This is a genomic window from Blastococcus sp. OS1-29, from assembly GCF_057628075.1.
The window spans coordinates 361,347-386,541 of record NZ_JBXXJK010000002.1; the positions used below are offsets into that span (position 1 = coordinate 361,347).

A 25,195-nucleotide genomic window follows, 5' to 3' on the forward strand; every position below is an offset into this window, starting at 1 on the left:
TCCGAGCCCGTCAACGGCCGGAGAAGCCCACCGACACCGAGATCGGACCCGCGTTCACGACCAGGCCCTTCGAGGCCAGCCGCATGCTCGGCGCGAGCCAGCGGGTCCGGGTGACCCGCAGCTCCACCGCCGGCGGGGCCGCGGAGGACTCCATCGGATTGCGCTTCGGCCGGGACCGTGCGGCGCCCGGACGGGGGTCGGGCATGGGGGCGGTCTGCCGGAGGTCCTGGAGAAGATCGTCCTGCAGCGTCCGGGAGTTCGCGGTGGCGGTCATGCGGTGGCCCTTTCGGCGGCGGCGAGCACTTCGTCGGCGAGCGCCAGGTAGGCGGTCGTCACGGGACTGGTGGGGGCGGACAGGACGACGGGTTGCTTGGCGAGCGTGCTGGTCGGCACCCGCCGGGACAGCGGGATGCGGGTCGACAGCAGCGGGAGGTCCGAGTGCTCCAGTGCGCCGGCCACCTCGCGCGCGGCCCGGCCCTGCGCGTCCCACACGGCGCAGGCGACCCCCACGAGGACCGCCCGGGTGTTCTCGTAGTCGCGGTGCTGCTCCAGGAACGCGGCGACGCGGGCCGCGCCGAGCGCTGAGCCAGGGTCGCTGGTGAACACGGTCAGCACCGAGTCGACGGCGCAGACCGCGGCGAGCGTCAGGCCCGACAGGTCGCCGCGGGTGTCCAGGACGACGTGGTCGTAGTCGGCCAGCAGCGGCTTGAGGACCCGCCGCACGCTGGTGGTCAGCCCCCCGGAGGTGGCCAGCTGGATCGCGGCCGTCTCCAGGGAGGGATGCGCGGGCAACAGGTCCAGCCCCGGGGCGACGTCGAAGCGGATCATCCCGCGCGCTTCCTCGCTGGGGTCCTCCACCAGCGCGGCGAGGCTGTCGTAGCGCCCCTTGGCGACGACGCCGAACGCCCGGCCGAGGCTCTCCTGCGGGTCGACGTCGACGGCCAGGACGCGACCGTGGCGGCCCAGGGCCACCGCGAGATTCGCCGCGGTCGTCGTTTTACCGACTCCACCTTTGGACGAGCACACCGCCAGCCGCATGGCCGGAAGTGTGCGGGCGGGGACCGTGGACACAGGGACGCCGTGCCGCTGTTTCGCAGGTTCGGAGTCACATCCGGCGCACCCTGCTCAGGGCTCCCATCCGGTCCGGCGCGCCTCCTTCAAGATCGAACTCCGACCTGCGCTCACGTACCCGCGAGTAGCAGTCGTCGACCACTCCGCGGACGGCTGGGCCACCACGGTCGGGATTGACGAAAGGCCGGTGCCCGGCCCCCCGAGGGGGAGCCGGGCACCGGGGACCGTCGGGGGACGTCAGACGGGGACCGGCTCGCCCCGGAGTGCGGGAGTCGCCGCAGCCGACGGCGGAGCGCCGCCGTCGTCCGCCGCGTCGTCGATCATCGTCGCCTCGTCGAACGGCAGGCGACCCGAGAGCGCGGCATCGAACTGGACGCGGTCCAGCTCCTTGGTCCAGGTGGCGATGAGCACGGTCGCGACGGCGTTGCCGGCGAAGTTGGTCACCGCGCGCGCCTCGGACATGAAGCGGTCGATCCCGACGATGAGTCCCACGCCGTCGAGCAGGTCGGGACGGTGCGTGGAGAGCCCACCGGCGAGGGTGGCCAGGCCCGCGCCGGTGACCCCGGCCGCCCCCTTGGAGGCGACGACCATGAAGACCAGCAGCCCCATCTGGGCGCTGAGCGACAGCGGCGTGCCCAGCGCCTGCGCGATGAACAGCGAGGCCATGGTCAGGTAGATCGCGGTGCCGTCGAGGTTGAACGAGTACCCGGTCGGGACGACGATGCCGGCGACCGGCTTGCTGACGCCGGCGTGCTCCATCTTGGCGATCAGCCGCGGCAGTGCGGTCTCCGACGAGGACGTCGAGAAGATCAGCAGGAACTCCCGGCCGAGGTAGCGGAGCAGCGAGAACACGTTGACGCCGGCCACGACACGGAGCAGGCCGCCGAGGACGACGAGGACGAAGATCGCGCACGCGGCGTAGAAGCCCAGCATCAGGTACGCGAGGCTCTTGAGGGCGTCGATGCCGGTCGCGCCGACCACCGCGGCGATCGCCCCGAACGCACCGATCGGCGCCAGCCACATCACCATGCCGAGGATCCGGAAGACGAGCTTCTGCAGGTGACCGATGCCGCGCAGCAGCGGCTCGCCGGACCGGCCCATCGCCTGGATGGCAAAGCCGACGAGCAGCGCGATGAGCAGAGCCTGCAGCACCGAACCCGAGGTGAGTGCCGACAGCAGGGTCGTCGGGATGAGGCCGAGGAGGAAGTCCGTCGTCCCGCCTGCCTCCGCACCGGTCGCCGCGAGCGTGGCGCCCTGGCCGCGCAGCGCCTCGGTCAGGTGCAGACCGGACCCCGGGTGCAGCACGTTGCCGACCACCAGGCCGATGGCCAGGGCCACGGTGGACATCACCAGGAAGTAGCCCAGAGCCAGGCCACCCACCCGGCCGACCTTCGCGGCGCTCCGGATGGATCCGATGCCGAGGACGATCGTGCAGAAGATGACCGGGGCGATCAGCATCTTGATCAGGCTCACGAAGGCGGTGCCGATCCACTTGAGCTCGACCGCGACGTCGGGGAAGAGGAATCCGACGGCGATGCCGAGGCCCACGGCGGCGATGACCGCCATGTAGAGCCGGTGGGTGCGGTCGGCCCGCCGCGTTCCGGGTGCCGCTGAGGTGGTGCCTGCCATTGACTGCTCCTGTGGAGTCGGCCGGGACGGTGCGGTCCGCCCGGGGTGCGGGTCGCCCCCGTGCGGGCGACGCAGCTCACAGTGCGGTTCGTCGTGACCGTGGTCACTGATTCGTTCATTTCGTGCACGGAGCCCGATCGGGCACGGATGGGACGTGGTGGGTATCGGGCGGACACTCTGGGGCGTGCGCACCCCCGGAGCCCGTCGACCGCGGTCGCCGGGGAAGACCAGCCTGGCCGCCCAGCTCCTGCTGCTGCAGGGCCTCGTGGTGGTCGCCGTCGTCCTGACGTCGTCCGTGGTGGCGTACGTGGACGCGCGCTCGACGGTCGACCGGACGGCGACCCAGCGGACGACGGCGGTCGTCGAGAGCCTCGCCCGGTCACCGCTCGTCCGGCAGGCGGTCACCGGCCCGGACCCGACAGCCGTCCTCCAGCCCTACGTCGAGGACGTCCGCCACCACACCGGGCTGTCCTTCATCACCGTGTTCGCCCCTGACCGAACCCGGTTCACGCACCCGGACCCGGCCCAGATCGGCCTCCCGTACCGCGGGACGATCGCGCCCGCGCTGGCCGGGCGGACGTTCACCGAGACCTACACCGGCACGCTCGGGGCGTCGCTGCGGACGACCGGTCCGGTCCTGGATGCCGACGGCCGCGTCCTCGCGGTCGTGTCCGCCGGCATCACGCTGAGCACCATCGGGCACGACCTCACCGCGGCGCTGCCCGGTATCGCCGGGACGGCGCTGGCCGCGTTCGTCGTCGGCGCGGCGGGCAGCTGGGTGCTCAGCCGGCGCCTGCGCCGGCAGACGCGAGGGCTGTCGCCGGCCGCGTTGAGCAGCATGGTCGAGTACCACGAGGCGGTGCTGCACGCCGTCCGGGAGGGGCTGCTCCTCGTGGACGGCGAGCAGCGCGTCCTGCTGGTCAACGACGAGGGCCGCCGGTTGCTGTCCCTCGAGGAGGACCCGGTCGGGCGGTCGGTCGCCGACCTCGACCTGCCCCGCGATCTCACCGAGACCCTGCGCCGGCAGGAGCCCGCGGTGGACGAGGTGCACGTGACGGGGACGCGCGTGCTGGTCGTCAACCAGGCGGCTGCGCGGCCGGGGGACACGTCGGCCGGCACCGTGGTGACGCTGCGGGACCACACCGAGCTGCAGGCTCTGACCGGCGAACTCGACAGCGTGCGTGCGTTCGCCGAGGCCCTCCGGGCGCAGGCGCACGAGGCCGCCAACCGACTGCACACCACGGTGTCCCTCGTCGAGCTGGGGCGCGCCCAGGACGCGGTGGACTTCGCCACCGCCGAGCTGGAGTCCGCACAGCGGCTGACCGACCGGGTGGTGGCTGCCGTCGGCGAGCCGGTCCTCGCCGCTCTGCTGCTGGGCAAGGCCGCCACCGCGCACGAACGCGGGGTCCTGCTGGAGATCGATCCCTCCTCGGCCGTGGGCAGTACGGGGATACCGGGTGGCGACCTGGTGACCATCGTGGGCAACCTCGTGGACAACGCGATCGACGCGGCGCTGTCCGGTGAGCCGCCACGCGAGGTCCAGGTCGCCCTGTGGACCTCCGGCGACGGCCTGCAGATCCGCGTCGAGGACACCGGGCCGGGCCTCGCCGAGGAGGACCTGTCCCGGATCTTCGACCGCGGCTGGACGACGAAGGAGTCCGGCGCGCATCCCCGTGGGCTCGGCCGTGGCCTCGGCCTGGCACTGGTGGACCAGGCGGTACGCCGCAACGGGGGGACGCTGACCTGCCGACCGGGACCGGGCGCGGAATTCCAGGTGACGTTGCCGCTGCGCACCCCCGCGCGGGCCGCGCGGTGATCCGCGTCCTGGTGGTGGAGGACGAGGCGGTGACCGCTGAGGCGCACCAGGCCTACGTGGACCGGACGCCGGGCTTCGTCACCGCCGCCGTGGCCCCAACCGGCGCAGCCGCCCTCGAGGCGCTGCGCCGCACCCCGGTCGACCTCATCCTGCTGGACATGAACCTGCCCGACGCGCACGGCATCGAGCTGTGCCGCCGGATCCGCGGCGCGGGCGTGGACGTCGACGTCCTCGCGGTCACCTCGGCCCGGGAGCTGACCACGGTTCGGGCGGCGGCGGCGCACGGCGTCGTCGGTTACCTCCTCAAGCCGTTCACATATCCGGCCCTGCGGGACCGGCTCGTCGCCTACGCCGACTACCGGGCGCGGCTCACGGGCGGGGGAGACGCCGCCGGCCAGGCCGAGGTGGAGCGGGCGCTGCGCCCCCGGCGCCCCGGGGGTCCGGCACCGCTGCCGAAGGGGATGGGCCGGGACACCCTCGACGCGGTCGTGTCCGCGGTGCGCGGGCACGACGGCCGCTCCGCAGCCGAGGTCGCCGCGCAGATCGGCGCGTCGCGCATCACCGCACGTCGCTACCTGGAGTACCTGGCCGAGACGGGGCTCGTCGACAGGTTGCCCCGGTACGGCGGCGCGGGGCGTCCCGAGCACGAGTACCGGTGGCGTTGAGCGGCCGCCCCGGTGCCTCCCCACGTACCCTCGACGAGGTGAGCGTCGCACCGGCACCGACCGTCGTCCTGGGCGACCGGTTCGCCCGCGAGCTGCCGGAACTGGCCCGTCCGTGGCGTGCCGAGGAGCCGCCGGACCCGCAGCTCCTGGTCCTCAACGAGGCACTCGCCGCCGACCTCGGCCTCGACGCCGCCGCGCTGCGCAGCGCCGACGGCGTCCGGCTGCTGACCGGCGTCTCCCTGCCCGCGGGGGCGACGCCGGTGGCCCAGGCGTACGCCGGCCACCAGTTCGGCGGCTACTCGCCGCGGTTGGGCGACGGGCGCGCGCTGCTGCTCGGGGAGCTGGTCGACGCCGACGGGGGGCTGCGCGACCTGCACCTCAAGGGCTCGGGTCGCACCCCGTTCGCGCGCGGCGGCGACGGGCTGGCCGCGGTCGGGCCGATGCTCCGCGAGTACGTGATCAGCGAGGCCATGCACGCCCTCGGCGTCCCGACCACCCGTTCGCTCGCCGTCGTGGCGACGGGCCGGACGGTGCAGCGCGAGACCGCCCTGCCGGGCGCCGTCCTCGCCCGGGTGGCCGCGAGTCACCTGCGGGTCGGGAGCTTCCAGTACGCGGCCGCGACCGGGGACGTCGACCTGCTGCGGCGGCTGGCCGACCACGCGATCGACCGGCACCACCCCGCGGCGGCCCAGGCCGACGAGCCCTACCGCGCCCTCTTCGAGGCGGTGGTCGCGGCGCAGGCCTCGCTGGTGGCCCGCTGGATGGAGGTCGGCTTCGTCCACGGGGTCATGAACACCGACAACATGACGATCTCGGGCGAGACGATCGACTACGGGCCCTGCGCCTTCCTGGACGTGTTCGACCCGGCCACCGTGTACAGCTCGATCGACAGCGGCGGCCGCTACGCCTACGGCAACCAGCCGCTCGTGGCCGAGTGGAACCTCGCGCGCCTGGCCGAGGCCCTGCTGCCGCTGCTGGCCGACGACCAGGAGCAGGCGGTTGCCCTCGCGGTGGAGTCGCTCGGCGGTTTCCGCCGGGAGTACAACGCCGCGTGGTCGGCGGGGATGCGGGCGAAGCTCGGGCTCCCGGACGGGCTGGACGAGGCCGTCGTCGTCCCCCTGGTCGAGGACCTGCTGGGCCTGCTCAGGGACAACCACGTCGACCACACGTCGTTCTTCCGGCACCTGGGGACGGCGGCTCGCGGGGACGCCGAGCCCGCGCGGCGCGTCGTCCTGGACCTCGCCGCCCTGGATGCCTGGCTGGAGGTGTGGCGGGGACTGGGCCCCGATCCGGAGCGCATGGACCGGGTCAACCCCGTCTACATCCCGCGCAACCACCTGGTCGAGGAGGCTCTCGAGGCGGCCACCGGCGGCGATCTGGACCCCCTCCGGCGCCTGCTGGACGCGGTGACGCGTCCCTACGACGTGCGGCCGGGTCTCGAGCGGTACGCGGCGCCGGCACCCGAGGACTTCGGTGCCTACCGAACGTTCTGCGGCACCTGAGCGACCGTCGCACCCGTGCGCGGTTGACCGTCGCCGAGGCCCGCGTCGCCCCCACCAGCGCCGGGCGGCGGTGATGGCGGGCGTGGGGGGAGGACCGAGAGCTGAGGACGCGCCTGTGCTACGTCCTTGCTCGGTACGGAGTCGAGCAGGCCGTGCGCCCGCCGGTCGATCAACCCGGTCAGCAGCTGCTGCGCGTACCCGAACACCAGGGCATAGGCGAGGATCTGCTCCTGGGTGTCCAGCGCGCTCAGCCCGGGGACGAACTCGCCGCGGATGGCGATGAGCGCGCCGAGCGCGGTGAGGGCGCCCGCGGGCACCTTCAGCAGCGCCAGCGCGATCGGCAGGTCGTAGGGCGTGGACGTGCCCCGCACGTTGCGGATCGACACCGCCGCCGACAGGGCGCCGCCCAGGAGCCCGAGCAGGGCGACGACGACGACGTCGAGACCGGCGGGCTGCTGGCGGGCACCGGCCCCGCTCGGGCAGGCCACCGTGGGGCCACCGCCACCGGCCGTCGCGAGCGGTCGGAAGCAGAACGGGACCGCCGACGGGTGGCCGAACACCACGATCGCGAACACCAGGACGAGGAACGCGATGCAGCAGGCGGTGGCCAGCAGGATGTTGCGGAAACTCCGGACCCGGGCGTGCGACCCGTCGGCGGCCTCGTGCCCGACCTGGATGACCTTCGCGAGCAACGCCCGCTTCTCCGGCCCCGCGTCGAGCGTGAGCAGCCGGGTCGCCTCGGCTCGCATGGGGTCGTCGCGGTTGAGCGCCAGGTCGGTGCGTGCCACCGCGGCCGGGGCTTCTGCCTTGAGCTCGGCGTCGTCGTACAGCCGGGCCAGCTCCGCCTCGGCCTGATGAGATTTCCGGAAGGCCGCCTCGATGCTGGTGCCGCGCCACCAGCTCTTGATGGTCCGGTACTCCGGATCGGCACCCTGCGCCGCCTGCAGTGCCCCGTCCAGGAGGAACTGCACGCCGGCGAGGATGGCATCGCGTTCGCCCTCGCCCATCGACGGCAGGACAGGACGTTGCCGGATCATGTGGATCCGCGTGCCCAGTGCCGCGACCGTCGTCTCGATCTCCTGGGACCAGCTGCGCCCGCCGTGCCGGCGGAACCGGCTGACCTTCTCGCTGGACGTCATCGGGCCGCCCTCTCTGTCATGGCTCCACCCGGACCACCAGGGTCCGGGTGAGTGGTTCCCGGAACGGGTCGCCGGACACGAGGTCGACGACGGCGCGACCGGGCTCCCGCGCACGGAACAGGACGGCGCCGGGCGGCCCGAGCGGGGTGCGGACGGAGCCGTCGGAACCGACGACGCTGTCGGTGAGGATGCCCAGCAGCTCGACCCCGGAGCCGGACCGGACACTGCCTCCGGTTGCGGCGACCCGGACGACGTCACCGACGGCGAGCACGAGCTCGGCCGGCAGACCCTCGTCGTCGGGCCGGATGTCGATGTAGCGACCCACGGCGGACCCCGGCGAGGGCCGGGCTCATCGCGGGACGAGCGGCCGGTCCTCCCGGGGATCCCAGTCGACGACGCCGGCCGCCCGGGGAACGGGGACCTCCCCCGCGACGGCGGCGGCCGGGGCACCGGCCGGAGCACCCAGGCTCTTCGGGTAGACGATGCCGGCGAACCGCGCGTCGCTGTCGTTGATGTCCACCCCCCCGTGGATCGGCTGGCCATCCGTCGTGATCTCGGCCGGCAGCTGGTAGCACATGATGGAGTCCTGGTCGGCCTCCGTGCCGATGATCTCGGTCGGGTCCAGCGGGGTGAGCACCTGCTGGTCGACGGTCTGCTTGTCCCATCCCTGGGTCCGCTGGAAGTAGACGTAGGCCTTCTGCGGGTCGATGCGGTCGACGAGTGCCTTGCGCATGTGCTCGTGCGGGAACCCCAGGGTGTGACCCGTCTCGTGCCGGACGACCCGGAAGAACTCCGAGTCGCGGGTGCTCATGGTGAAGCCCTGCAGGTTCATCGTCTGCCGGTTGGCGGGGATGAGGTGGATGTCGGTGCCGAGGTAGGACCAGTAGCCACCGGGTCCGCGGGAGATGCGGACGTCGGCGTCGCTCGCCGTCTCGGTGAAGGAGACGCCGCAGTACTGGGCCCAGGCGTTCATGTGGCCGACGATCCGCGCCCGCAGGTCCGCGGCGGTCGTCTCCAGGAAGCTGACCGTGAGCGACCGCGGCGCCGGCCCCCAGTACTTCGTCGTCCGCAGGGTGAGGCTCAGCGGGTCCTCGGGCCCGGCGTCGCCCACGGCGGCGAACTCGCGCAGCGGGGCGTTCACCGGATTGAGCCGCGTGGCGTGCGCGGCGGCGGCGGCCAGCAGTCGCGGCGGGACCGACATGATCCGGCAGCCCGCCCCCGGGTCGAAGGCGGCCGGCGCGTCAGCGCCGTTCGGGGAGGGCGCCTGGCCCGCCAGCGCGTCCCCCGCCAGGCGGGCGATCTGCTGCAGCGCGGTCGTGTAGCGGCTGTCGTCCATGGCTCTCGAACCTTCGGGAAGGGAGCTCCTCCGGGCGGGGCTCGTCAGTGGGCCCAGCGTGGGACGGTGGGCGTCACCGGCGCGTCACCACGCTGCCGGGATCCTCAGGCGGGGGAGTGGAGCAGCGGCTGCCGCAGGTCGAAGAAGTCGGGCGGGCCCGAGCTGATCTCCATCATGTCGTCCATCACGGCCTTCATCTCCGGCGGTGGCTCCTTGCCTTGCCCCGCACGGGCAGCCGCCTCCGAGGTGAAATAGAGGACCTGCGTCCACTGGCCGTCGTCGTGCCCGATCGAGAGCCTGCCGATCACGTCTGGCCGGTAGGCCGCCATCTGGTCCGACGGCACCGCTGCCAGCAGTTCCCTGGCGCGCGCGGGATCGGAGACCCGGCCGTGCATGACCTGGACGAAGCCGGCCCGGTCGGGGTCCCCGCGGAGGTCGACCGACACGTCCTCGCTGTCGGAGAAGGTGGCCTCTCCATCGAGCAGTTGCTGAGTCTCCTGCCCGGCGTCGTCGCCTTCTCGCGCCCCCGCTGCGCTCGACGCTAGGGGCCCCGGGCGCCGGCGTCGACGCCTCCGGGCGTGGCTGGTTCCGACGCCGGGTATCGGGTCGGTAACGTGCGGTACGGACGGGTCGCGGAGCGTGCGTGACCCCCGGACGGCCGGGCAGCGCAGCCGCCGCCCATGTCCTGGACCATCGATGTGCACCGGCGCCCGATCCGCACCGCTGCCGGAATGAGGCTCATGAGCGAGGCCCTGTGGGCGACCCGGCCGCGGCCGGAGAGCCCCGACACCGTCCTGTGGCGCGGCGAGCCGACGACGCTCGCCGAGCTCCGGGCCATGCGCATGGCCCTGCGCGACCTGCTGCGCACGCGCGGGCGGCCGTCCGGGGCCGCCGACGACGACGTCGACCGGCTGCTGCTGGCCGTCGAGGAGCTGGTGAGCAACGCCCTGCGGCACGGCGGTGCGCCGGTGCAGGCGACCGTTCGCACGACGGCCTCCGGTTGGCTGCTGGAGGTCAGCGACGCCGCGGGCGACGCGCCCCCGGTGCCCGCGGTCGGCCGGGACGCCGCGCTCGGCGGGCTGGGCCTGTACCTGGTGGCGCAGCTGTCCGCTGCCCACGGCTGGACCGCGGCCGAGGACGGCCGGAAGGTCGTCTGGGCACGGGTGGACGTCGAGGGCGCGGGAAACAGGGCCCGGTCCGGGACGCCGGCCGTCGTCTCCGCCGAGCGCCGGAGCCCGGCCCCCGCCCCGGCCGGTGGCCCGCGCACCCGGCGCGCGCCCCGGCGGTTCAGCCTCGCGGTGACCGCGGCCGTGCTCGCGCTCGTCCTCGGCCTGTCCTGGCTCGCCGCGGTGGTGAACGCGCGCAACAGCGAGCGCCTGCTGCGCCAGCAGGTGGTCCAGGTGGCCACCCTGCTCACCACCCAGCTGGCCGCCGGTCAGGTCCAGATGGCCGATGCCGGGCAGGTGGCGATCGCGACCGGTGGCCAGCCCGGCCCGTTCACCCGATTCGCCGACGCGGCGATCCCGAACCCGCGTGCCTCCCTCTCGCTGTGGCGGGTGGGCGGCGACCCGCCGCAGCGACTGGCCCTGCACGGGTCCGAGCCGCAGCTGCCGTCGGGCGGCCCCGCGGCGTTCTTCAGCACGCTGAAGCCGGACGGCCGGCTCACCATCGCCGGCATCGTGGGCCCCGAGCCGCGCCTGGCCTACGCCCTGATGCCCCCCGGCGACACCGGGCTGGTGGTCTACGCCGAGACGCCGCTGAACCGGCGGGTGTCCGTCGAGGCCGGCGCGGCCTTCGGCGGCCTCGAGCTGGCGGCGTACCTCGGCCGTCGGGCGGATCCCGACCAGCTCATCCAGACGACGGCGCCGCTGCCGATCCGCGGCGACCGGGCCACCGTGCACGTGCCCTTCGCCAACACCTCCTTCACGCTGGTCGCCGCCTCACCGACGGGCCTGACGGGGCCGCTGTCGGCGTCGCTGCCCTGGATCGTGCTCGGCGTCGGGAGTGCGCTCGCGGTCGCCATCGGGGCCACCGTGGAGACGCTGTCCCGGCGCCGGGCGGTCGCCGAGGGCCTCGCCGCGGAGAACCAGCGGCTGTACCAGGAGCAGCGCGGCATCGCCCGCACCCTGCAGCACGCCCTGCTGCCCGAGGTGCCCCGGGTGGCTCGCGTCGAGGTGGCCGCGCGGTACGTGGCCGGCGTCGACGAGCTCGAGGTCGGCGGGGACTGGTACGACGTCATCACCCGGCCGTCGGGGAACTGCGTGTTCGTCGTGGGCGACGTCTCCGGTCAGGGCCTGCCGGCGGCGACGACGATGGCCGCGCTCCGGTTCGCCGTCCGCGCGTACCTGGCGCAGGACGACGACATCGGGACCGTCCTGACCAAGCTGCGGGCGTTGCTCGACATCACCGTCGACCACCAGTTCGCCACCGTGCTGCTCGGCGAGCTGGATCCCTCGACGGGAACGGTGCAGCTCGTGTCGGCCGGCCACTTCCCGCCGCTGCTGCTCAACGGCGACCGGACCGGGATGCTGGAGTGCCCGGTCGCGCCGCCGGTCGGCGTCCCGACGGACGCGGCCCCGGAGGTGGCGGAGCTGCGGATCTCCGGGCCGGCGACGCTCCTGGCCTTCACCGACGGCGCCGTGGAGCGCCGCGGCGAGGTCATCGACACCGGCCTGGAGCGGCTGCGGTCCACCGCGGCCGCGGCCGACGGCCAGGAGCTCCCGGCGGTCCTGGACCGCCTGATGGACGCCACGACCGCCCAGGGCGGCCGCGACGACACGGTCATCCTCGGCCTGCGCTGGACGACCGGGGGCTGATCGTCAGGGCGCCCGCAGCGAGCGCGAGCGCCAGTGGAGGGCGTCGAGGACCCGGGGGAGGGGACGCTGGACCCGGGCGACCGCGCGGTCGGCCGCGGCGGCGGACAGCCGTCGCACCTCGCTCCGCAGTGCGGTGCGCCGCCGCTCGAGCGCGGCGACCTCGGCGCGGAGGAACGCCGTGCGGGCCAGCGTCTCCTGCTCCCGTCGTGCCCGGTCGGCCTCGGCGGCGGCGTCCGCCCGGCGGCGCTGCTCGCGGCCGGTGGCCAGCATGCGCAGGACCTCCGCCCGGGCCTGGAGCACGGCGGCGGCGGCCTCGGACGACGCCTGCCGGCGGAGCTCGTCGGCCCGCTCGGTGGCGCGGTGCTCGAGCTCCTGCACCTGCTGCAGGTGGGTCTCGGCCTCCGCGCGGGCGGCGAGACGCAGCCGCTCGACCTCGGCGGCGGCCTCGGCGGCGACGCGGTGTGCCTCGTCGGTGGTGCGGGCCGCGGCCGCGGTCGCCTCGGCGAGCACGCGCCCGGCCTCGGTCCCGGCGTCGGCGCGGAGCTGCTCGGCGGCGCGGGTGGCCTGCTCGGTGGCGGCCGAGGCCGCGGCGCGGTCGGCCTCGGCGTCGGCGCGCAGGCTCTCGGCCTCGTCGGCCGCGGCCGCCAGCAGCGAGCCGATCCGGCGGGACACCTGCAGGAACTCACCGGCGGTGGCGGAGTGCGGCAGCAGCTGCCGCGTCTCCTCGAGCTCGGCCTGCGTCCGGACCTGTCGCGCGATCAGGTGCTCGCGTTCGCGATCGGCGGTGGCGAGCTCGTCCTCGGCCCAGCGGACGTAGGTGTCGACCTGGAACCGGTCGTAGCCGACGACGCTCCGGCGGAACATCGGCGGGGCCTCCAGCATGCTGGGGAGGTCGCCGGAGACGTTCGGACGCCGGTCCTCCCGCGCGCCGTCGTCACCGGTCTCCAACTCGATGCTCATGCTTGCCTGCCCCCTGTGATCCGGATCCCAGGCATGCAGACGCTACGGCGGAAGATCGGGGAAGGCCCGGGGGCGGCGGGTGTGCCTCACTCGGAGGGGGAGGCGGGACACCCGATCCGGGGCGGCGCCCCGCCGGTGCTCGCACTGCGTCACTCGCTCGCGAGGGTGAGCGCCCGCGCGGTCGCGGGTGCACCGGCGCGCGGCGTCCCGCACGCTGGTCGCATGGCGCCAGCGACGCCCGTGCGGGAGCCGGGCAGCATGACCGTGTCGTTCCTGTTCGGCTGGCAGCACATCCTCACCGGCCTGCTCCTGCTGCTGGCCCTCGCCGTGCTGTTCGGCCTGGTCCTGGCCGCGGGCCGGGGCAGCCGCGCCGAGTGGCAGGCCGGCCTCGCGGCGCGGTCGCGCCGGCACGAGGAGCTCCCGGCCGGCCGGGACGACGAGAACGAGTCGCAGCCCCGGTAGTCAGCCTCCGGCGATCTCGATGGGCAGCGGGGTCGGCGCCGGTGCCGGGTTGCGGTCACGCGGCATGGCCAGCACAGCGGCGAGCATCGCGATCGCCAGCAGCGTCGTCGTCCAGAAGATGTGGTGGACGGCGGTGGTGAGCGCCTGCGGCGCGACCCGGCCGCCCGCGGCGACCGACCGCCCCAGTGTGGCGTTGGCGATCGCACCGAAGACCGCGACGCCGATCGCGCTGCCCGCGGAGCGGAAGAACATGTTGGCGCCGGTGACGACGCCGCGTTCCCGCCATCCGACGGCCGACTGCGCGGCGATCAGCGTCGGCGCGGCGGAGAAGCCCATGCCCAGGCCGATGAGGAACGACGTCGCGCCCACCTGGAACACCGACGAGTTCCCGTCGAGCAGGAGCAGCAGCGCCGAGCCGAGGACGACGACGGCCGCGCCGATGCAGGCGGTCCACCGGAAGCCGATGCGCAGGTAGGACCGGCCCGACTGCGACGCCGACAGCGGCCAGCCGAACGTCATGGCGGCCAGCGCGAACCCGGCGACCAGCGGCCCGGTGCCGAGCACGTCCTGCACGAACGTCGGCACGTACGAGGTCAACCCGAGCAGGACGGCGCCGACGCAGGCCGCCACCACGTTGGTCGCGACGAGCAGCCGCCGCCGCAGCAGCCGCAGCGGGACGACGGGGTCGGCCGCCCAGCGCTCGATCAGGACGAACCCCACCAGCAGGACGGCGCCCCCGCCCAGGACGGCGACGCTCTGCGGCGAGCCCCAGGCCCAGGCCTGACCCCCCTCGAGCACGCCGAGGATCACCAGGGTGAGGGCGACGGTGAGCACAGCCGCCCCCGCGTAGTCGATCCGCGGACGGCGGCGCTCGACGCGCTCGCTGAACCGCAGGCCGATGGTGGCCGCCGCGATCAGGCACAGCGGGATGTTGACGAAGAAGATCCATCGCCAGCTGACGTACTCGGAGAAGACGCCACCGAGCGTGGGACCGACGACCGACGACACGCCCCAGACGCTGGCGATGTACCCCTGCACCTTTGCCCGCTCCTCGAGGGAGTACAGGTCGCCCACGATCGTCATCGCCATCGGCTGCACGGCCCCGGCGCCCAGGCCCTGCACCGCGCGGAAGGCGATCAGCGCGCCCATGCTCCACGCGGTGCCGCAGAGGATGGAGCCGGCGAGGAACAGGCCGATGCCGAAGAGCATCACGGGCTTGCGCCCGAACAGGTCGGCGAGCTTGCCGTAGACGGGCACCGTGACGGCCTGGGCGAGCAGGTAGACCGAGAACAGCCAGGGGAACTCGGCGAAGCCGCCCAGCTCGGACACGACCGAGGGGACCGCGGTGGCGATGACGGTCGCGTCGATGGCGACCAGGGCCGTGGACAGCATGATCCCGATCAGGACCGGGCCCCGCTCGGACCGGAATCCGACGCCCGACGACACCGTGGGCCGCTCCCTGCTCACCGGCACGACGCTAGGACGGCGAGGCCCGGACGGGGCGGGCGGGGCGGCCGTATTCCTCGCAGATCAGCTGGAGCAGCGCGTCGAGGTCCGGGGGAGGGCTGTCGCTCCACCAGGCCAGCCAGACCGGGACCGGGGGCGCGTCGCGGACCGGCCGGTAGACCACCCCGGGACGGCGGTGCTGGGCGGCCGTCGCCTCCGAGGACATGCCCACCGCCTGACCGGCCGCGATCACGGTGAGCCAGTCCTCGATGCCGCGCACCAGCTGCGTGGCGGCCGGCCCGCCGGCGGACGACCACAGCTGCTCGGAGGTGGTGCCGGTGAGGGTGTCGACCGCGACCGTCCGGCCACCGAAGTCGTTCAGGCTGAGGCTGCGACGGCCGGCGAGGACGTCGTCCGCGGCCACTGCGGCGTAGCGCCGCTCGGTGCCGAGCAGCGCGGTGCGCATCCGTGGGTCGTCGACCGGCCGGCGCAGCACGCTCACGTCCGCGAGCCCCTCGGTCAGGCCCGCGGTCGCGCTGCTGGACTGCACGAAGACCAGCGCCGAGCCGGGGTGGGCCTCGGACCAGCGGCGCTGCACCGTCGTGGTGTGCCGGCCCAGCGCCGACCAGGCGTAACCGACCCGGCGCTCGCCGCGCCGGTGCTCGGCGGCCCGCCGGATGGCCGCGACCTCCTCGAGGACCCGCCGGGCGTGCCGCACGACCTGGGCGCCGACCGGGGTCAGGGAGGTCTCTCGCGTGGTGCGCTGCAGCACGCGCGCCCCGAGGGCGCGCTCCAGCGCCGCGACGGTGCGCGAGACCGAGGCCTGCGTGACGCCGAGGACGTCGGCCGCCCCGGTGAACGTGCCGGCGTCGACCACGGCGAGCAGGGCGCGCAACTGGCGCACCTCGGGATCCATGCGCCCAGCGTATGGCCGGGTGCGAGTCAGGCATTTCCCTCATGTGCTGCTCGTGCCGATACTCGGGCGGGTGTCGAGGTCGAGCGGGTCGCCTGCCGGGGACGAACCCGTGGGACTTTCTGTACAGAAAGTCCGCTCCGGCGTCCAGGGGGCTGGTGATCGTCCGGGGTTGCGCGGGGTGGCGACCATGCTGGGCAGCGCGCTCAGCAACCAGGTCGGGGCCGCGCTCGGCGCGCACGCGTTCGATGCCATCGGGCCGCCGGGCGTCGTCGCCATCAGGCAGGTCGTCGCGGCCTCGGTGCTGCTGCCGGCCGCCCGTCCGCCGCTGCGCCGCATGACGTGGCCGCAGTGGTGGCCCGTGCTGCTGCTGGCTGCGGTGTTCGGCTGCATGAACCTCTCGCTGTACACGGCCATCGACCGCCTCGGCCTCGGACTCGCGGTCACCCTCGAGTTCCTGGGCCCGCTCGCCGTCGCGCTGGCCGGCTCGCGGTCGCGGCGTGACCTGCTGATCGCGGTCGCGGCCGCCGTCGGTGTCTACGTGCTGGTCCTGCCCGGTCCCTCGAGCGACTACCTGGGCATCGGCGTGGGGATGCTGGCCGGCGTCTGCTGGGCGGCGTACATCCTGCTCAACCGCGTCGCCGGCGCCCGGCTGCCCGGTCTGCAGGCGCCGGCGGTCGCCACGGGGCTGTGCGCCCTGGCCTACCTACCGGTGCTGCTCGTGGTCGCGTTCACCGGGCGGCTGACCTGGGCCGCCGCCGGTTACGCGGTGTCGGCCGGGGTGCTGGCCTCGGTGGTGCCGTACGCCGCGGACCTGATCGCGTTGCGGTTCGTGCCGCCGCGCTTCTTCGGTGTCTTCATGAGCGTCCACCCGGTGCTGGCCGCCCTGGTCGGCACCGTGCTCCTCCGGCAGGTGCTGGGCCTGCACGAGTGGGCCGGCATCACCGTGGTCGTGCTGGCCAACGCCGGCGCCGTGGCGGCCTCGTCCCGACGTCCGCGCGGGCCGCTGCCGGAACATGCGTCCGAGGGCACCGTCCCGGCGCCCGCCTGATCTACCGCGCTCCGGTGCGGGGCAGGTTCTTCTGTGCCCAGAGCGCCGCGGAGGTGCGGTCCCGGACGCCGATCCGCTGGAACACGCTGGTCAGGTGCGCCTTGACGGTGCTCTCGCGGATGCCGAGCGCACGGGCGATCTGCTTGTTGGCGTGCCCGCGGCCGACCAGGGCGAGGACCTCCTGCTCGCGATCGGTGAGCTCCGACGGTGCGGCGGTGGCGGCCCGTCGTCCGTCGAGCACCATCCGGGCCACCCGCGGGTCGAGCGGGGACAGTCCCCGGGCGACCGCCCGGATGGCCTCCAGGAGACTCGCAGGTTCGCTGTCCTTGAGCACATATCCGACCGCCCCGGCGTCGAGTGCGTCGGTGACCCGCTGCCGGTCGGAGAACGAGGTGAGCACCAGCACGGCGGTGTCGGGGAACTCCCGGCTGATCCGGCCGGTCGCGGTGACCCCGTCCATCCCGGGCATCGACAGGTCCATGAGGACGACGTGCGGGGCCACCGTCCGGATCAGCTCGAGCGCCTCGGCCCCGTCGGCGGCCAGGCCCACGACGCGCATGTCGGGAGCGCTCTCGATCAGCCCGCTCAGCCCCGCGCGCATCATGGCGTGGTCGTCGACCACGACGACGTCGATCGCGGCCACCTCGGTCCTCGTGTCGGTCATCGTCGCGGCACCTCCAGTCGCAGGCTCGTTCCCCGTCCGGGGGCGGTCCGGACGGACAGGTCTGCGCCGCCCGAGGCGGCGAGGTCGGTCAGCACGCTGAGACCGAGGTGGCCCCGCCGCGGGCGCGCCCGGACCGAGCCGAGATCGAAGCCGGCACCGTCGTCGCTGATCTCCATGCAGTGGCAGTCCTCGGTCTCGGTGACGGTGACCTCCACGACCGACGCGCCGGCGTGCTTGGCGACGTTGCGCAGCGCCTCCTGCGCCACGCGGAAGAACAGCGCCGCGGTGTCCGGCGGCAGGTCGAGCGAGCCGGGGGCGTCGATGCGGACGTCGACCCCGCGGGGGCGCAGCCGGGCCGCGAGGTCCGCCAGCGCCGCGGCCAGACCCGCGCGTTCGAGGTTCGGCGGGTAGATCTCGACGAGCAGGGAGCGCAGCGTGCCGACCGACTCCCGCAGCGCGGTGGACGCCTGCCCCAGCACGTCGGCGACCTCGCCGTCGGACGGCCCGTCGCGGTTGCCTCGCAGCCGGTCGGCGGCGCCGGCGACCAGCAGCGCCGACGCCGACACGTCCTGGACGATGCCGTCGTGCAGGCTCCCGGCGATCCGCCGGCGCTCCTCGTCGGAGGTGTCCAGGGCCCGGGCCTGCAGCAGCTCCCGCTCCCGCTGGGTGGCCCGCAGCTGGGTGACCATGCGCCGGGCCAGCGGGATCTGCAGGAGCAGGAGCAGGAGGAGGGCGCCGGCCGAGATGGGCGCGAAGCGGAACCAGATGGCGGTCTCCCGCGAGGTCGCGTCCTGGTAGGAGGAGTAGGTCTCGAACAGCAGCGGCTCGCCCTGGGGCGTGTGGATCCGCCGGTACACCTCGAGCACGGGGCCCGCGGAGCGCTCGTAGCGGTTCTCGGGGCGGGTGAGGTCGCTGAGCTCCGCGCGCGTCACGCCGTCCTCGAGCGCCTCCTGGTCGTCGGCGCTGAGCGTGTACTGCGCGCCGATCAGCCGGGGTTCGTCGGAGTACACGATCCGCCCGTCGGCGGCCCAGATCTTGACCCGCATGACCTCGGCGGTGGCGATCCGGTCCCAGAGGACGGCGTCGAGCCGGTCGATGGCCTGCTGCTCACCGGTCAGGAGATCGTCCCGGACGTTGGGCTCGACGAGCAGCGTGGCCATCAGGTCGGTGGTGTGCCGGGCGCCGCTGAGCGCCTCGTCCTGGGCCGCCTGCCGGCTCGCCCAGACACTCGCGGCCAGCAGCAGGACGACGCCCACCAGGTTGGCGGCGACGAACCGGGCGACGACCCGCCCCACCGACGGCGGGGAGCGACGGGCGGTGGCCGCGGTAGGCCGGTTGACCAGGCTGACCCAGGGCGGCGCGGAGCCGGTCGTCGTCCGTGCCTGGTCCACGGCTCCCCGTTCCCCGTCCCTCACCTGCTGTGGTGGTTGTTCCATGCCGACGCTCCGGTGCGCAAGGGGACACGGGTCCCGCGTCCTCGTGCGGGCGAGACGCGCCGTCCCTGCGCCGACCGACTCTCCGGGCGGTCTGGTGGGACCGGCAATGCGACGTTGGTCGTACGACCGAGGTCACTCGTCGGCGGGATCGCCGGCCCGCCGCGGCCGGGGCGCGTCGATGTCGAAGTGCACGCCGACCATGCGGATGAGGAAGCACAACGCAGCCGCACCGACCGACACCGTGGCGCCGTAGACGTGGAGCTCGGTCAATACGACGGTGCCTGTGGCGCCGATCAGGGCCGGGATCGCGTACAGGCCGCTGCTCAGCACCGAGGGGATCTGACGGACCAGCACGTCGCGCAGCGTGCCGCCGCCGACGGCCGTGATGGCGCCCAGGATGACTGCCTGCGCGGGACCGAGCCCCAGGAGCAGCGCCTTGTTGGCCCCGGTGACCGCGAACAGGCTCAGGCCCACGGCGTCCAGGATGTTGATGGGCGTGTTCAGCCGCTCCAGGTGCCTACCGAAGATGAAGGCGATCAGACCGCCGGTGGCGGCCACGGCCAGGTAGCGCCAGTCGCGGAAGGTGGCCGGGGGCAGGGCGTCCAGCATGACATCGCGGATGATCCCGCCGCCGATCGCCGTGATCATGCCCAGCGTGATGACGCCCACGATGTCCAGCCGGGCCACTCGCAGCGCCGTCAGCGCGCCGTTCAGGGCGAAGGCGAACGTGCCGGTGAGGTCCAGGGCGAGCAGGGCCTGTCCCTGGAAGGTCATGGCGCGGTTCTACCAGCCGATGCTGGGCTGCCGGGCCGCGGCAGGGCCCATCGGCGGAACCCCTGGCGCCGCGCTGGGCCGGCCGGCGCCCTAGCGACCGTCGCGGGGCGCCGTCCGTCGTTGCGGCAGGTCGCGGCGGAGCATGCCGATCGCCACCCAGGCGGCGGTGAGCAGGGCCAGCCCGAGGAACACGACGGTCAGCAGCGGATAGCCCCAGACGGTCGCGCCGTGCGGCGCCCAGGAGAACAGCGCCGCCGCGACCACGAATGCCGCGATCATCACGCCCGCGACGACCCGGTTGGCCATCTTCTGGGCGCCCCGGATGACCGAGGCCTCGTCCAGCCCCTCCAGCCGGAGCGTGAACCGCCCTTCCGACAGCGACTCCAGGACGTTGTTCAGGCGGTGCGGGAGCTCCTCGGCGAACGCGGCGGCGTCGAGGGCGGACCGCAGCACCTTCGCCGGGCGCGCCCTCTCCAGCATGCGGGAGCGCATCACGGCCGCCACGTGCTTCTCGATCAGCTCGTCGATGCGCGCATCCGGGTCGAGGGTGCGGGCGACCTGGTCGAGGTTGAGCAGCGACTTGGCGAGCATGCTCAGCGGAGGTCCGGGCCGCAGACCGCAGGACGAGGCGGCGGTGGCCAGCTCCGCAAGGCTCCGCCCGGCGGCCAGCCGGCCCACGGTGCTGCTGCCGTAGCGGAGCAGCAGTTCGGCCACCCGGGCCCGCAGGGCGTCGGCGTCGTAGCCCTCGAGGCGCTCGCCCAGCCGCTCCAGCGCGTCGACCGCCGCCGATGCGTCGCCGTCGGAGATGGCGAGCAGCAGGCGGAGCAGTTGTTCCTGCGCCTCCGGCGACAGCCGGGCGACCATGCCGACGTCGATCAGCACGAGCCCGTGGTCCGTCGTCAGGAGGACGTTGCCGGGATGCGGATCCGCGTGGAAGAAGCCGTGGACCAGCACTTGCTGGAGGTACGCCCCGATCAGCTGGTCGGCGAGGCCCTCGCAGTCCAGTTCGGTCCGCCCCAGCGGCCCGAGCGCATCGATGCTGCGCCCGTCGACGAAGTCCATCGTCAGCACCCGGGACGTGGTGTAGTCGTCCACCGGCTGCGGGACGGAGATTCGGTCGAAGTCCGCGAGGATCTCGCCGAACACCTTCTGGTGCTCGGCCTCGCGGCGGTAGTCGAGCTCGTCGAGCAACGACCGCCGGAACTCCGCGACCATGGCGCCCAGCCCCAGGCGGGACGCGCGGTCGGAGTGGGAGTCCACGAACTCGGCCAGCTCGGCGATCACCTCCAGGTCCTCCAGCGCCCGCCGGCGGATGCCGGGGCGCTGGACCTTCACCGCGACCGGCCGGCCGTCGCGCAACGTCGCCCGGTGCACCTGGCCGAGGGAGGCGGAGCCGACGGGGGTGGGCTCGAAGCTGCCGAATGCCGAGGAGATCCGTACCCCGAGCTCGTCCTCGACCACCTGCTCGGCGACGCCGGGCTCGAGGGGCTCGACGTCGTCCCGGAGCCGGGACAGGGCCTCCAGGTACACCGGCGGCAGCAGGTCGGCGCGGGTGGAGAGCAACTGGCCCAGCTTGACGAAGGTCGGTCCCATGCGGACCAGCTCGTCGACGAGGCGGTCCGCGTCGTCGGCGGTGGCGGCGTTCCCGTCGCGGTCGAAGCCCTCGAGGTCCAGCTCCTCGTCGGGGGCGGTCCCGCCGAGGGAGGCGTCGCGATGCTTGAGGAGCAGCCGGGCCAGGGCGAGGTAGCGGGTGGCGTGGCCGGCCTTGAGCGAAGAACTCACCGCCCTGCTCTACCCCCGCGCGCCGCGGTTACGACCCCTCGGCCTGCGGAAACGCTGGAACGGGTGAACGCGGGGCCTTCGTGACCACGCCGGAGATCTGCGGGGCCGGGGGCAGGAAGGGACCGCGCATGCGGTGGCCCGCGATCTGCGTCCGGTCGAATCCGGCGGTCTCGATGACCGCACGCAGGTCGCGCTCGCAGGAGCAGCCCTCGAAGAACCAGCCCCAGGGCCGGCGCACCGTCCGCTGGAGCCGGCGCAGCGCGGTGCCGTCGTCGGCGGCGACGTGTTCCAGGAAGGCGTATCGGCCGCCGGGCCGCAGGATCCGGAGCACCTCCGCGACGACCCGCGCAGGATCGGGCACGGTGCAGAGCACGAGCGTGGAGATGACCGCGTCCGCCGACCCGTCCGGCAGGTCGATCTGCTCGGCGCCGGTCGCGCGCAGGTCCAGCCCGATCCGCGCCCGGGCCGCCCGCGCCCGCAGCGCGGCATGCATCGCCGGGTTGGGTTCGACGGCGATCAGCCGGCTGCCGGGGCGCAGATAGCGGAGATTCGCGCCGACGCCCGGCCCCAGCTCGACCACGGTGGCCGGCAGGTCGCCGAAGAGCGCCTGCTTGTGCGGCCGGAGGAGATGGTCGGCGTACCCGTCGACCGCGGTGAAGAACAGGGCGTTGAGCGGCCCCCGGACCGGATGCCGCCGGTAGGGGGGAACGGGCTGCGGCTCGACGGCGGGGGAGGTGGGCACGGCGGACTCCTCAGGGACGCGCGGCGGCTGCGGGCACCGGGGCCGCGGCGCGCAGGGTGGACTCGATGACCGGCCAGGGCAGGCCGGGTGGGAGGCCGATCACCAGCACGTCGACCAGGTCCGTCCACCCGGCCAGTCCGGCGCGGACCTGCTCGGCGGTGCCGGTGACGGCGAGCTGCTCCAGGACGGCGGCCGCCTCGGCGGGGAGGAGGCCGCCCCGCAGCGACGGGCGAGGGTTCGCGGCGCGGATGGCCGCCACCTCGGCGCCGAATCCCTGCCCGGTGAGCGAGCGCGCGTAGACGTCGCCCATCGCGCCGACGTACCAGGCGATGCAGGCGCCCGCCATGGCACGGGCCACCGCCGGATCGTCGGAGGCGACCACGAGCGGACCCGCCGCCACCGTGAGCGGCTCGGGGCGGGCGGCGGTGCCGCTCCGCAGGCCGTCGACCAGCCCGGCCAGCCGGTCCCGGGCGACGAGGGCGGGGAACCAGCCGTCGGCGAGTTCCGCCACGACCCGCAGGGCGCGCGGGCCCAGGGCGGCGAGCCAGATCGGGACGCCGGGCGCGGGTGGCAGGCCGAGCCGCAGGGGGCGGGCGTCGGTGTGTCGGAGGCCGGCGGTCTCGCCGGCCAGCAGCGCCCGGACGGCGGTCACCGTGGCGGCCAGCGTCTCGGCGGGCCGGAGGAACGGGGCGTCGTGGAAGCCTTCGGCCAACGCGCGGGTGCTCGCGCCCAGGCCCAGCACGTACCGGCCGCCCGAGATCTGGTCGAGCGTCGCGGCCGTCATCGCCAGCGTGCCGGGCGTGCGTCCCCAGACGGAGAGGATGCCCGAGAGCAGCCGGATCCTCCCGGTGGCCAGCGCGATCTCGGTAAGCACCGCGGTGGAGTCCAGCCCCCAGCCCTCGGGCACCGCGATCAGCTCGTAACCCAGTTCGTCGGCCAACCGCGCGATGGCCACGATGACATCCCGCCGCGTCTCCATGGGGGTGAGCCCGACGGCGCGGCGCCCGCCGGTCACGAGGGCGCTCCGGCGACCGGGCGGGCGACGGTGATCCAGACCGTGCGGGCGGTCGCGAGGACGGCGCCGTCGGCGTCGAGCAACGCGCTGCCGGCGGCGATCCGGCGTCCGTCCCGCGTGAGGGGCCAGGCGACGACCCGGCACGGCCGGCCGGTTCGCGGCCGGTCGGTGATCTGCGCGCTCATCCGGCCGAGCAGGGCGGTCGTGTCCGCAGGCAGGTCGGCCGCCTCGCCGGCGGCGATGCCGGAGGGGCAGTCCAGGGCGGCCCAGACCACCGCCGTCGCCACCCTGCCGTCGGCCTCGGCCACCGAGGGGTCGGGCGTCCACGGGGCCGCCCACACCGAACGGCCGGCCACCGGGCCGGGGAAGATGCGCAGTCCGTCGCCGGGGGCTCGTGCCGGCCCGCAGACGAAGCAGCCGGGAAACGCCGGATCGTCGTAGTACCGGGCGCTGCCGGCCGCCGCCCGCGCGGCCTCGGCCGGGACCGCGGGCACGGCCGGCCCGGCGGCGGGAACGGCGGCGGGCGCGCGAGCCTCGGCGAGGCGGATGTCGCCGTCGAGCAGGGCCAGCGTCCCGTCACCGGCGTCCTGCACCGCCAGTACCCGCTCGAGGGGGATCGGATGGCGCAGGGTCACCTCGACGGCGCCCCCGAGGGAGGCGGCCAGCGCGCCGCACGCGAAGCCGCCGTTCGCCGTGCCCGGGGGGCCGCAGAACCGCGGTTCGAAGAACAACTCGCCGTCCCTGGACGCCATCTGGGGGCTCCCTCTCCGCGCTTCGGCCGGTGTGGCCGCAAGCATGGGAAGAGCCCGGTGCCGCCGGAAAGGGGGGAATTCCCCCACCCGGTACCTCGATCCGGTACCTCACCTGCGCGGGTCAGCAGGCAGGTCAGCGGGGAACGGCCCGGGCGGCCCACCAGGCGGCGACCTGGGCCCGCGTCGTGACGCCGAGCCGGAGCCGGATCCTTTCGACGTGTCCCTCGGCCGAGCGTTCCTCGATGCCCAGTCGCACGGCGATCTGGCGGTTGGTCATGCCCTCGGCGACCAGGGCGGCGACCTGCAGTTGCCGCGGGGTCAGCTCGCCGTCGCGGTTCGGCGGTGCCGGACCGCCGGCGCTGCCGAGGAATTCGAGGATCGCGCGGACGACGACGGCGGAGTCGCCGACGTGGGGGAAGTGGCTCCTGCCCGCCAGGGACACCAGCCGGGCGCCCGGAATCCGTTCGGCGAGCTCGCGGCCGGCCCGGTGCGGGATCGCCCGGTCGTCGCGGCGGTGCAGCACCAGCGTCGGCGCCTGCACGCGGCCGAGCAGCCCGGAGACGTCCACCGCGTAGCACTGGGCGAGCGCCTCGACAGCGGCGTGGGCCGTCGCGGCCTCGCGCTGCAGCCGCGCGAACAGCGACCTGGTCTCCGCGCTGCCGTCGGGCAGGAAGATGTCCGCGAGCACGTCCGACCCCAGCCCCCAGTGGGCCCGGACGAGGTCCAGCATGGCGGCGCGGACCGCCGGCGAGGCGATCCGCGGGCCCTCGGCGAAGCCGCCGTAGAGCATCAACCGGTCGACCCGTTCGGGGTACCGGGCCGCGACGGCCACCGACACCGGCGCGCCGAGGGAGATGCCCAGCACGTCGAAGCGCTCCAGACCGAGCTCGTCGGTGACGGCCTGGAGCACCGCGAGGTCGGTGTCGAGGTCCTGGGGCCCCGGCCACGGCTCGGACAGCCCGCAGCCCGGCCGGTCGTACTGGACGACGGTGCGGACGGCGGCCAGCGGGGCGAGGAAGCTGCGGTAGGCAGGGTCCTGCCAGAGCAGCTCGAGGGAGCTGATCCACGCGGCCGGGACGAGGAGCGCCGGTCCGCTGCCCACGCAGGCGTAGGCGACCCGGGTGCCCGACGGGGCCGAGCAGAACCGGATGTGGCGGACACCGTCCCACCGGGTCTCGCCCACCCGCAGGGACGACGGCTGGCCCATGGGAGCCTCCACTGGCT

At 74.4% G+C, this 25,195-nt stretch carries 24 protein-coding genes; 6 read left to right on the forward strand and 18 right to left on the reverse strand.

Annotation, left to right across the window (positions count from 1 at the left end):
- Positions 1–10: 10 nt before the first annotated feature.
- From AC2H4J_RS06435 to AC2H4J_RS06445, 3 genes are all read right to left on the reverse strand, one after another.
- Complete coding sequence (locus tag AC2H4J_RS06435) at positions 11–274, reverse strand: hypothetical protein (protein WP_487464021.1); 264 nt, start codon at positions 272–274, stop codon at positions 11–13.
- Positions 271–1,038, reverse strand: coding sequence for a ParA family protein (locus tag AC2H4J_RS06440; protein WP_487464022.1), 768 nt, complete (start codon positions 1,036–1,038; stop codon positions 271–273). Before AC2H4J_RS06440 ends, AC2H4J_RS06435 begins: the two co-directional genes overlap by 4 nt.
- A gap of 270 nt (positions 1,039–1,308) precedes the next feature.
- The gene (locus AC2H4J_RS06445; protein ID WP_487464023.1) at positions 1,309–2,700 is read right to left on the reverse strand and encodes a cation:dicarboxylate symporter family transporter; all 1,392 of its coding nucleotides are present in this window, start codon (positions 2,698–2,700) and stop codon (positions 1,309–1,311) included.
- A gap of 184 nt (positions 2,701–2,884) precedes the next feature.
- Between AC2H4J_RS06445 and AC2H4J_RS06450 the strand changes: the two genes are divergently transcribed.
- Genes AC2H4J_RS06450 through AC2H4J_RS06460 form a run of 3 tightly spaced genes read left to right on the forward strand, consistent with a single transcriptional unit; the run spans position 2,885 to position 6,683 of the window.
- Positions 2,885–4,516, forward strand: coding sequence for a sensor histidine kinase (locus tag AC2H4J_RS06450; RefSeq protein ID WP_487464024.1), 1,632 nt, complete (start codon positions 2,885–2,887; stop codon positions 4,514–4,516).
- Positions 4,513–5,181, forward strand: a complete 669-nt coding sequence (locus tag AC2H4J_RS06455) for a response regulator (RefSeq protein WP_487464025.1) — start codon at positions 4,513–4,515, stop codon at positions 5,179–5,181. The genes AC2H4J_RS06450 and AC2H4J_RS06455 overlap by 4 nt, the downstream gene beginning before the upstream one ends.
- Positions 5,182–5,219: 38 nt before the next feature.
- Complete coding sequence (locus AC2H4J_RS06460) at positions 5,220–6,683, forward strand: protein adenylyltransferase SelO (protein ID WP_487464026.1); 1,464 nt, start codon at positions 5,220–5,222, stop codon at positions 6,681–6,683.
- Here AC2H4J_RS06460 and AC2H4J_RS06465 read toward each other — a convergent pair.
- The 4 genes from AC2H4J_RS06465 to AC2H4J_RS06480 form a co-directional block, all read right to left on the reverse strand.
- Entirely contained in the window at positions 6,659–7,822 is a 1,164-nt protein-coding gene (locus tag AC2H4J_RS06465) for a hypothetical protein (protein WP_487464027.1), read from the reverse strand. The two genes, AC2H4J_RS06460 and AC2H4J_RS06465, sit on opposite strands and share 25 nt — an antisense overlap.
- Before the next feature lie 16 nt (positions 7,823–7,838).
- Positions 7,839–8,147, reverse strand: a complete 309-nt coding sequence (locus AC2H4J_RS06470) for a hypothetical protein (protein ID WP_487464028.1) — start codon at positions 8,145–8,147, stop codon at positions 7,839–7,841.
- A gap of 24 nt (positions 8,148–8,171) precedes the next feature.
- On the reverse strand, positions 8,172–9,158 hold the full coding sequence (locus tag AC2H4J_RS06475) for a M12 family metallopeptidase (RefSeq protein WP_487464029.1): 987 nt from the start codon (positions 9,156–9,158) through the stop codon (positions 8,172–8,174).
- 104 nt (positions 9,159–9,262) lie between these two features.
- Complete coding sequence (locus tag AC2H4J_RS06480) at positions 9,263–9,604, reverse strand: hypothetical protein (protein ID WP_487464030.1); 342 nt, start codon at positions 9,602–9,604, stop codon at positions 9,263–9,265.
- A gap of 294 nt (positions 9,605–9,898) precedes the next feature.
- Here AC2H4J_RS06480 and AC2H4J_RS06485 point away from each other — a divergent pair, with 294 nt between their 5' ends.
- Positions 9,899–11,974, forward strand: coding sequence for a SpoIIE family protein phosphatase (locus AC2H4J_RS06485; protein ID WP_487464031.1), 2,076 nt, complete (start codon positions 9,899–9,901; stop codon positions 11,972–11,974).
- A gap of 3 nt (positions 11,975–11,977) precedes the next feature.
- Here the strand turns inward: AC2H4J_RS06485 and AC2H4J_RS06490 are convergent, their stop codons facing one another.
- Positions 11,978–12,934, reverse strand: coding sequence for a hypothetical protein (locus AC2H4J_RS06490; RefSeq protein WP_487464032.1), 957 nt, complete (start codon positions 12,932–12,934; stop codon positions 11,978–11,980).
- A gap of 222 nt (positions 12,935–13,156) precedes the next feature.
- Here AC2H4J_RS06490 and AC2H4J_RS06495 point away from each other — a divergent pair, with 222 nt between their 5' ends.
- On the forward strand, positions 13,157–13,396 hold the full coding sequence (locus AC2H4J_RS06495; protein WP_487464033.1) for a hypothetical protein: 240 nt from the start codon (positions 13,157–13,159) through the stop codon (positions 13,394–13,396).
- Here the strand turns inward: AC2H4J_RS06495 and AC2H4J_RS06500 are convergent, their stop codons facing one another.
- Together AC2H4J_RS06500 and AC2H4J_RS06505 are read right to left on the reverse strand one after the other, a co-directional pair.
- Positions 13,397–14,863, reverse strand: coding sequence for an MDR family MFS transporter (locus tag AC2H4J_RS06500; protein WP_487464034.1), 1,467 nt, complete (start codon positions 14,861–14,863; stop codon positions 13,397–13,399).
- Between the two features lie 10 nt (positions 14,864–14,873).
- A complete protein-coding gene (locus AC2H4J_RS06505; RefSeq protein ID WP_487464035.1) occupies positions 14,874–15,758 on the reverse strand; it encodes a LysR family transcriptional regulator in 885 nt (294 codons plus the stop codon).
- Positions 15,759–15,945: 187 nt separating this feature from the next.
- Here AC2H4J_RS06505 and AC2H4J_RS06510 point away from each other — a divergent pair, with 187 nt between their 5' ends.
- Positions 15,946–16,806 carry an EamA family transporter gene (locus tag AC2H4J_RS06510; protein WP_487464354.1) on the forward strand — a complete coding sequence of 287 codons (861 nt, stop codon included), beginning with the start codon at positions 15,946–15,948 and terminating at the stop codon, positions 16,804–16,806.
- A 1-nt stretch (position 16,807) separates the two neighbouring features.
- Here the strand turns inward: AC2H4J_RS06510 and AC2H4J_RS06515 are convergent, their stop codons facing one another.
- The 8 genes from AC2H4J_RS06515 to AC2H4J_RS06550 form a co-directional block, all read right to left on the reverse strand.
- On the reverse strand, positions 16,808–17,470 hold the full coding sequence (locus tag AC2H4J_RS06515) for a response regulator (protein ID WP_487464036.1): 663 nt from the start codon (positions 17,468–17,470) through the stop codon (positions 16,808–16,810).
- Positions 17,467–18,861, reverse strand: coding sequence for a sensor histidine kinase (locus AC2H4J_RS06520; protein WP_487464037.1), 1,395 nt, complete (start codon positions 18,859–18,861; stop codon positions 17,467–17,469). Before AC2H4J_RS06520 ends, AC2H4J_RS06515 begins: the two co-directional genes overlap by 4 nt.
- Before the next feature lie 177 nt (positions 18,862–19,038).
- A complete protein-coding gene (locus AC2H4J_RS06525; RefSeq protein ID WP_487464038.1) occupies positions 19,039–19,680 on the reverse strand; it encodes a trimeric intracellular cation channel family protein in 642 nt (213 codons plus the stop codon).
- Between the two features lie 90 nt (positions 19,681–19,770).
- The gene (locus tag AC2H4J_RS06530; RefSeq protein ID WP_487464039.1) at positions 19,771–21,462 is read right to left on the reverse strand and encodes an ABC1 kinase family protein; all 1,692 of its coding nucleotides are present in this window, start codon (positions 21,460–21,462) and stop codon (positions 19,771–19,773) included.
- Positions 21,463–21,490: 28 nt separating this feature from the next.
- Positions 21,491–22,204, reverse strand: coding sequence for a class I SAM-dependent methyltransferase (locus AC2H4J_RS06535; protein ID WP_487464040.1), 714 nt, complete (start codon positions 22,202–22,204; stop codon positions 21,491–21,493).
- Positions 22,205–22,214: 10 nt separating this feature from the next.
- Positions 22,215–23,219 (reverse strand): LLM class flavin-dependent oxidoreductase, encoded by a 1,005-nt coding sequence (locus AC2H4J_RS06540; RefSeq protein WP_487464041.1) that lies wholly within the window; start codon positions 23,217–23,219, stop codon positions 22,215–22,217.
- Positions 23,216–23,971 (reverse strand): hypothetical protein, encoded by a 756-nt coding sequence (locus AC2H4J_RS06545; RefSeq protein ID WP_487464042.1) that lies wholly within the window; start codon positions 23,969–23,971, stop codon positions 23,216–23,218. Before AC2H4J_RS06545 ends, AC2H4J_RS06540 begins: the two co-directional genes overlap by 4 nt.
- A gap of 133 nt (positions 23,972–24,104) precedes the next feature.
- Entirely contained in the window at positions 24,105–25,178 is a 1,074-nt protein-coding gene (locus tag AC2H4J_RS06550) for an alpha/beta fold hydrolase (RefSeq protein ID WP_487464043.1), read from the reverse strand.
- Positions 25,179–25,195: the final 17 nt, after the last annotated feature.

What these genes read in the sequence shown, in the direction of transcription:
- AC2H4J_RS06510 (WP_487464354.1), top strand. Translation starts at nt 15,946, where the DNA reads ATGCTGGGCAGCGCGCTCAGCAACCAGGTCGGGGCCGCGCTCGGCGCG.
- AC2H4J_RS06550 (WP_487464043.1), bottom strand. Translation starts at nt 25,178, where the DNA reads ATGGGCCAGCCGTCGTCCCTGCGGGTGGGCGAGACCCGGTGGGACGGT.
- AC2H4J_RS06515 (WP_487464036.1), bottom strand. Translation starts at nt 17,470, where the DNA reads ATGACCGACACGAGGACCGAGGTGGCCGCGATCGACGTCGTCGTGGTC.
- AC2H4J_RS06545 (WP_487464042.1), bottom strand. Translation starts at nt 23,971, where the DNA reads ATGGCGTCCAGGGACGGCGAGTTGTTCTTCGAACCGCGGTTCTGCGGC.
- AC2H4J_RS06465 (WP_487464027.1), bottom strand. Translation starts at nt 7,822, where the DNA reads ATGACGTCCAGCGAGAAGGTCAGCCGGTTCCGCCGGCACGGCGGGCGC.
- AC2H4J_RS06440 (WP_487464022.1), bottom strand. Translation starts at nt 1,038, where the DNA reads ATGCGGCTGGCGGTGTGCTCGTCCAAAGGTGGAGTCGGTAAAACGACG.
- AC2H4J_RS06490 (WP_487464032.1), bottom strand. Translation starts at nt 12,934, where the DNA reads ATGAGCATCGAGTTGGAGACCGGTGACGACGGCGCGCGGGAGGACCGG.
- AC2H4J_RS06435 (WP_487464021.1), bottom strand. Translation starts at nt 274, where the DNA reads ATGACCGCCACCGCGAACTCCCGGACGCTGCAGGACGATCTTCTCCAG.
- AC2H4J_RS06495 (WP_487464033.1), top strand. Translation starts at nt 13,157, where the DNA reads ATGGCGCCAGCGACGCCCGTGCGGGAGCCGGGCAGCATGACCGTGTCG.
- AC2H4J_RS06445 (WP_487464023.1), bottom strand. Translation starts at nt 2,700, where the DNA reads ATGGCAGGCACCACCTCAGCGGCACCCGGAACGCGGCGGGCCGACCGC.
- AC2H4J_RS06505 (WP_487464035.1), bottom strand. Translation starts at nt 15,758, where the DNA reads ATGGATCCCGAGGTGCGCCAGTTGCGCGCCCTGCTCGCCGTGGTCGAC.
- AC2H4J_RS06525 (WP_487464038.1), bottom strand. Translation starts at nt 19,680, where the DNA reads ATGACCTTCCAGGGACAGGCCCTGCTCGCCCTGGACCTCACCGGCACG.
- AC2H4J_RS06485 (WP_487464031.1), top strand. Translation starts at nt 9,899, where the DNA reads ATGAGCGAGGCCCTGTGGGCGACCCGGCCGCGGCCGGAGAGCCCCGAC.
- AC2H4J_RS06475 (WP_487464029.1), bottom strand. Translation starts at nt 9,158, where the DNA reads ATGGACGACAGCCGCTACACGACCGCGCTGCAGCAGATCGCCCGCCTG.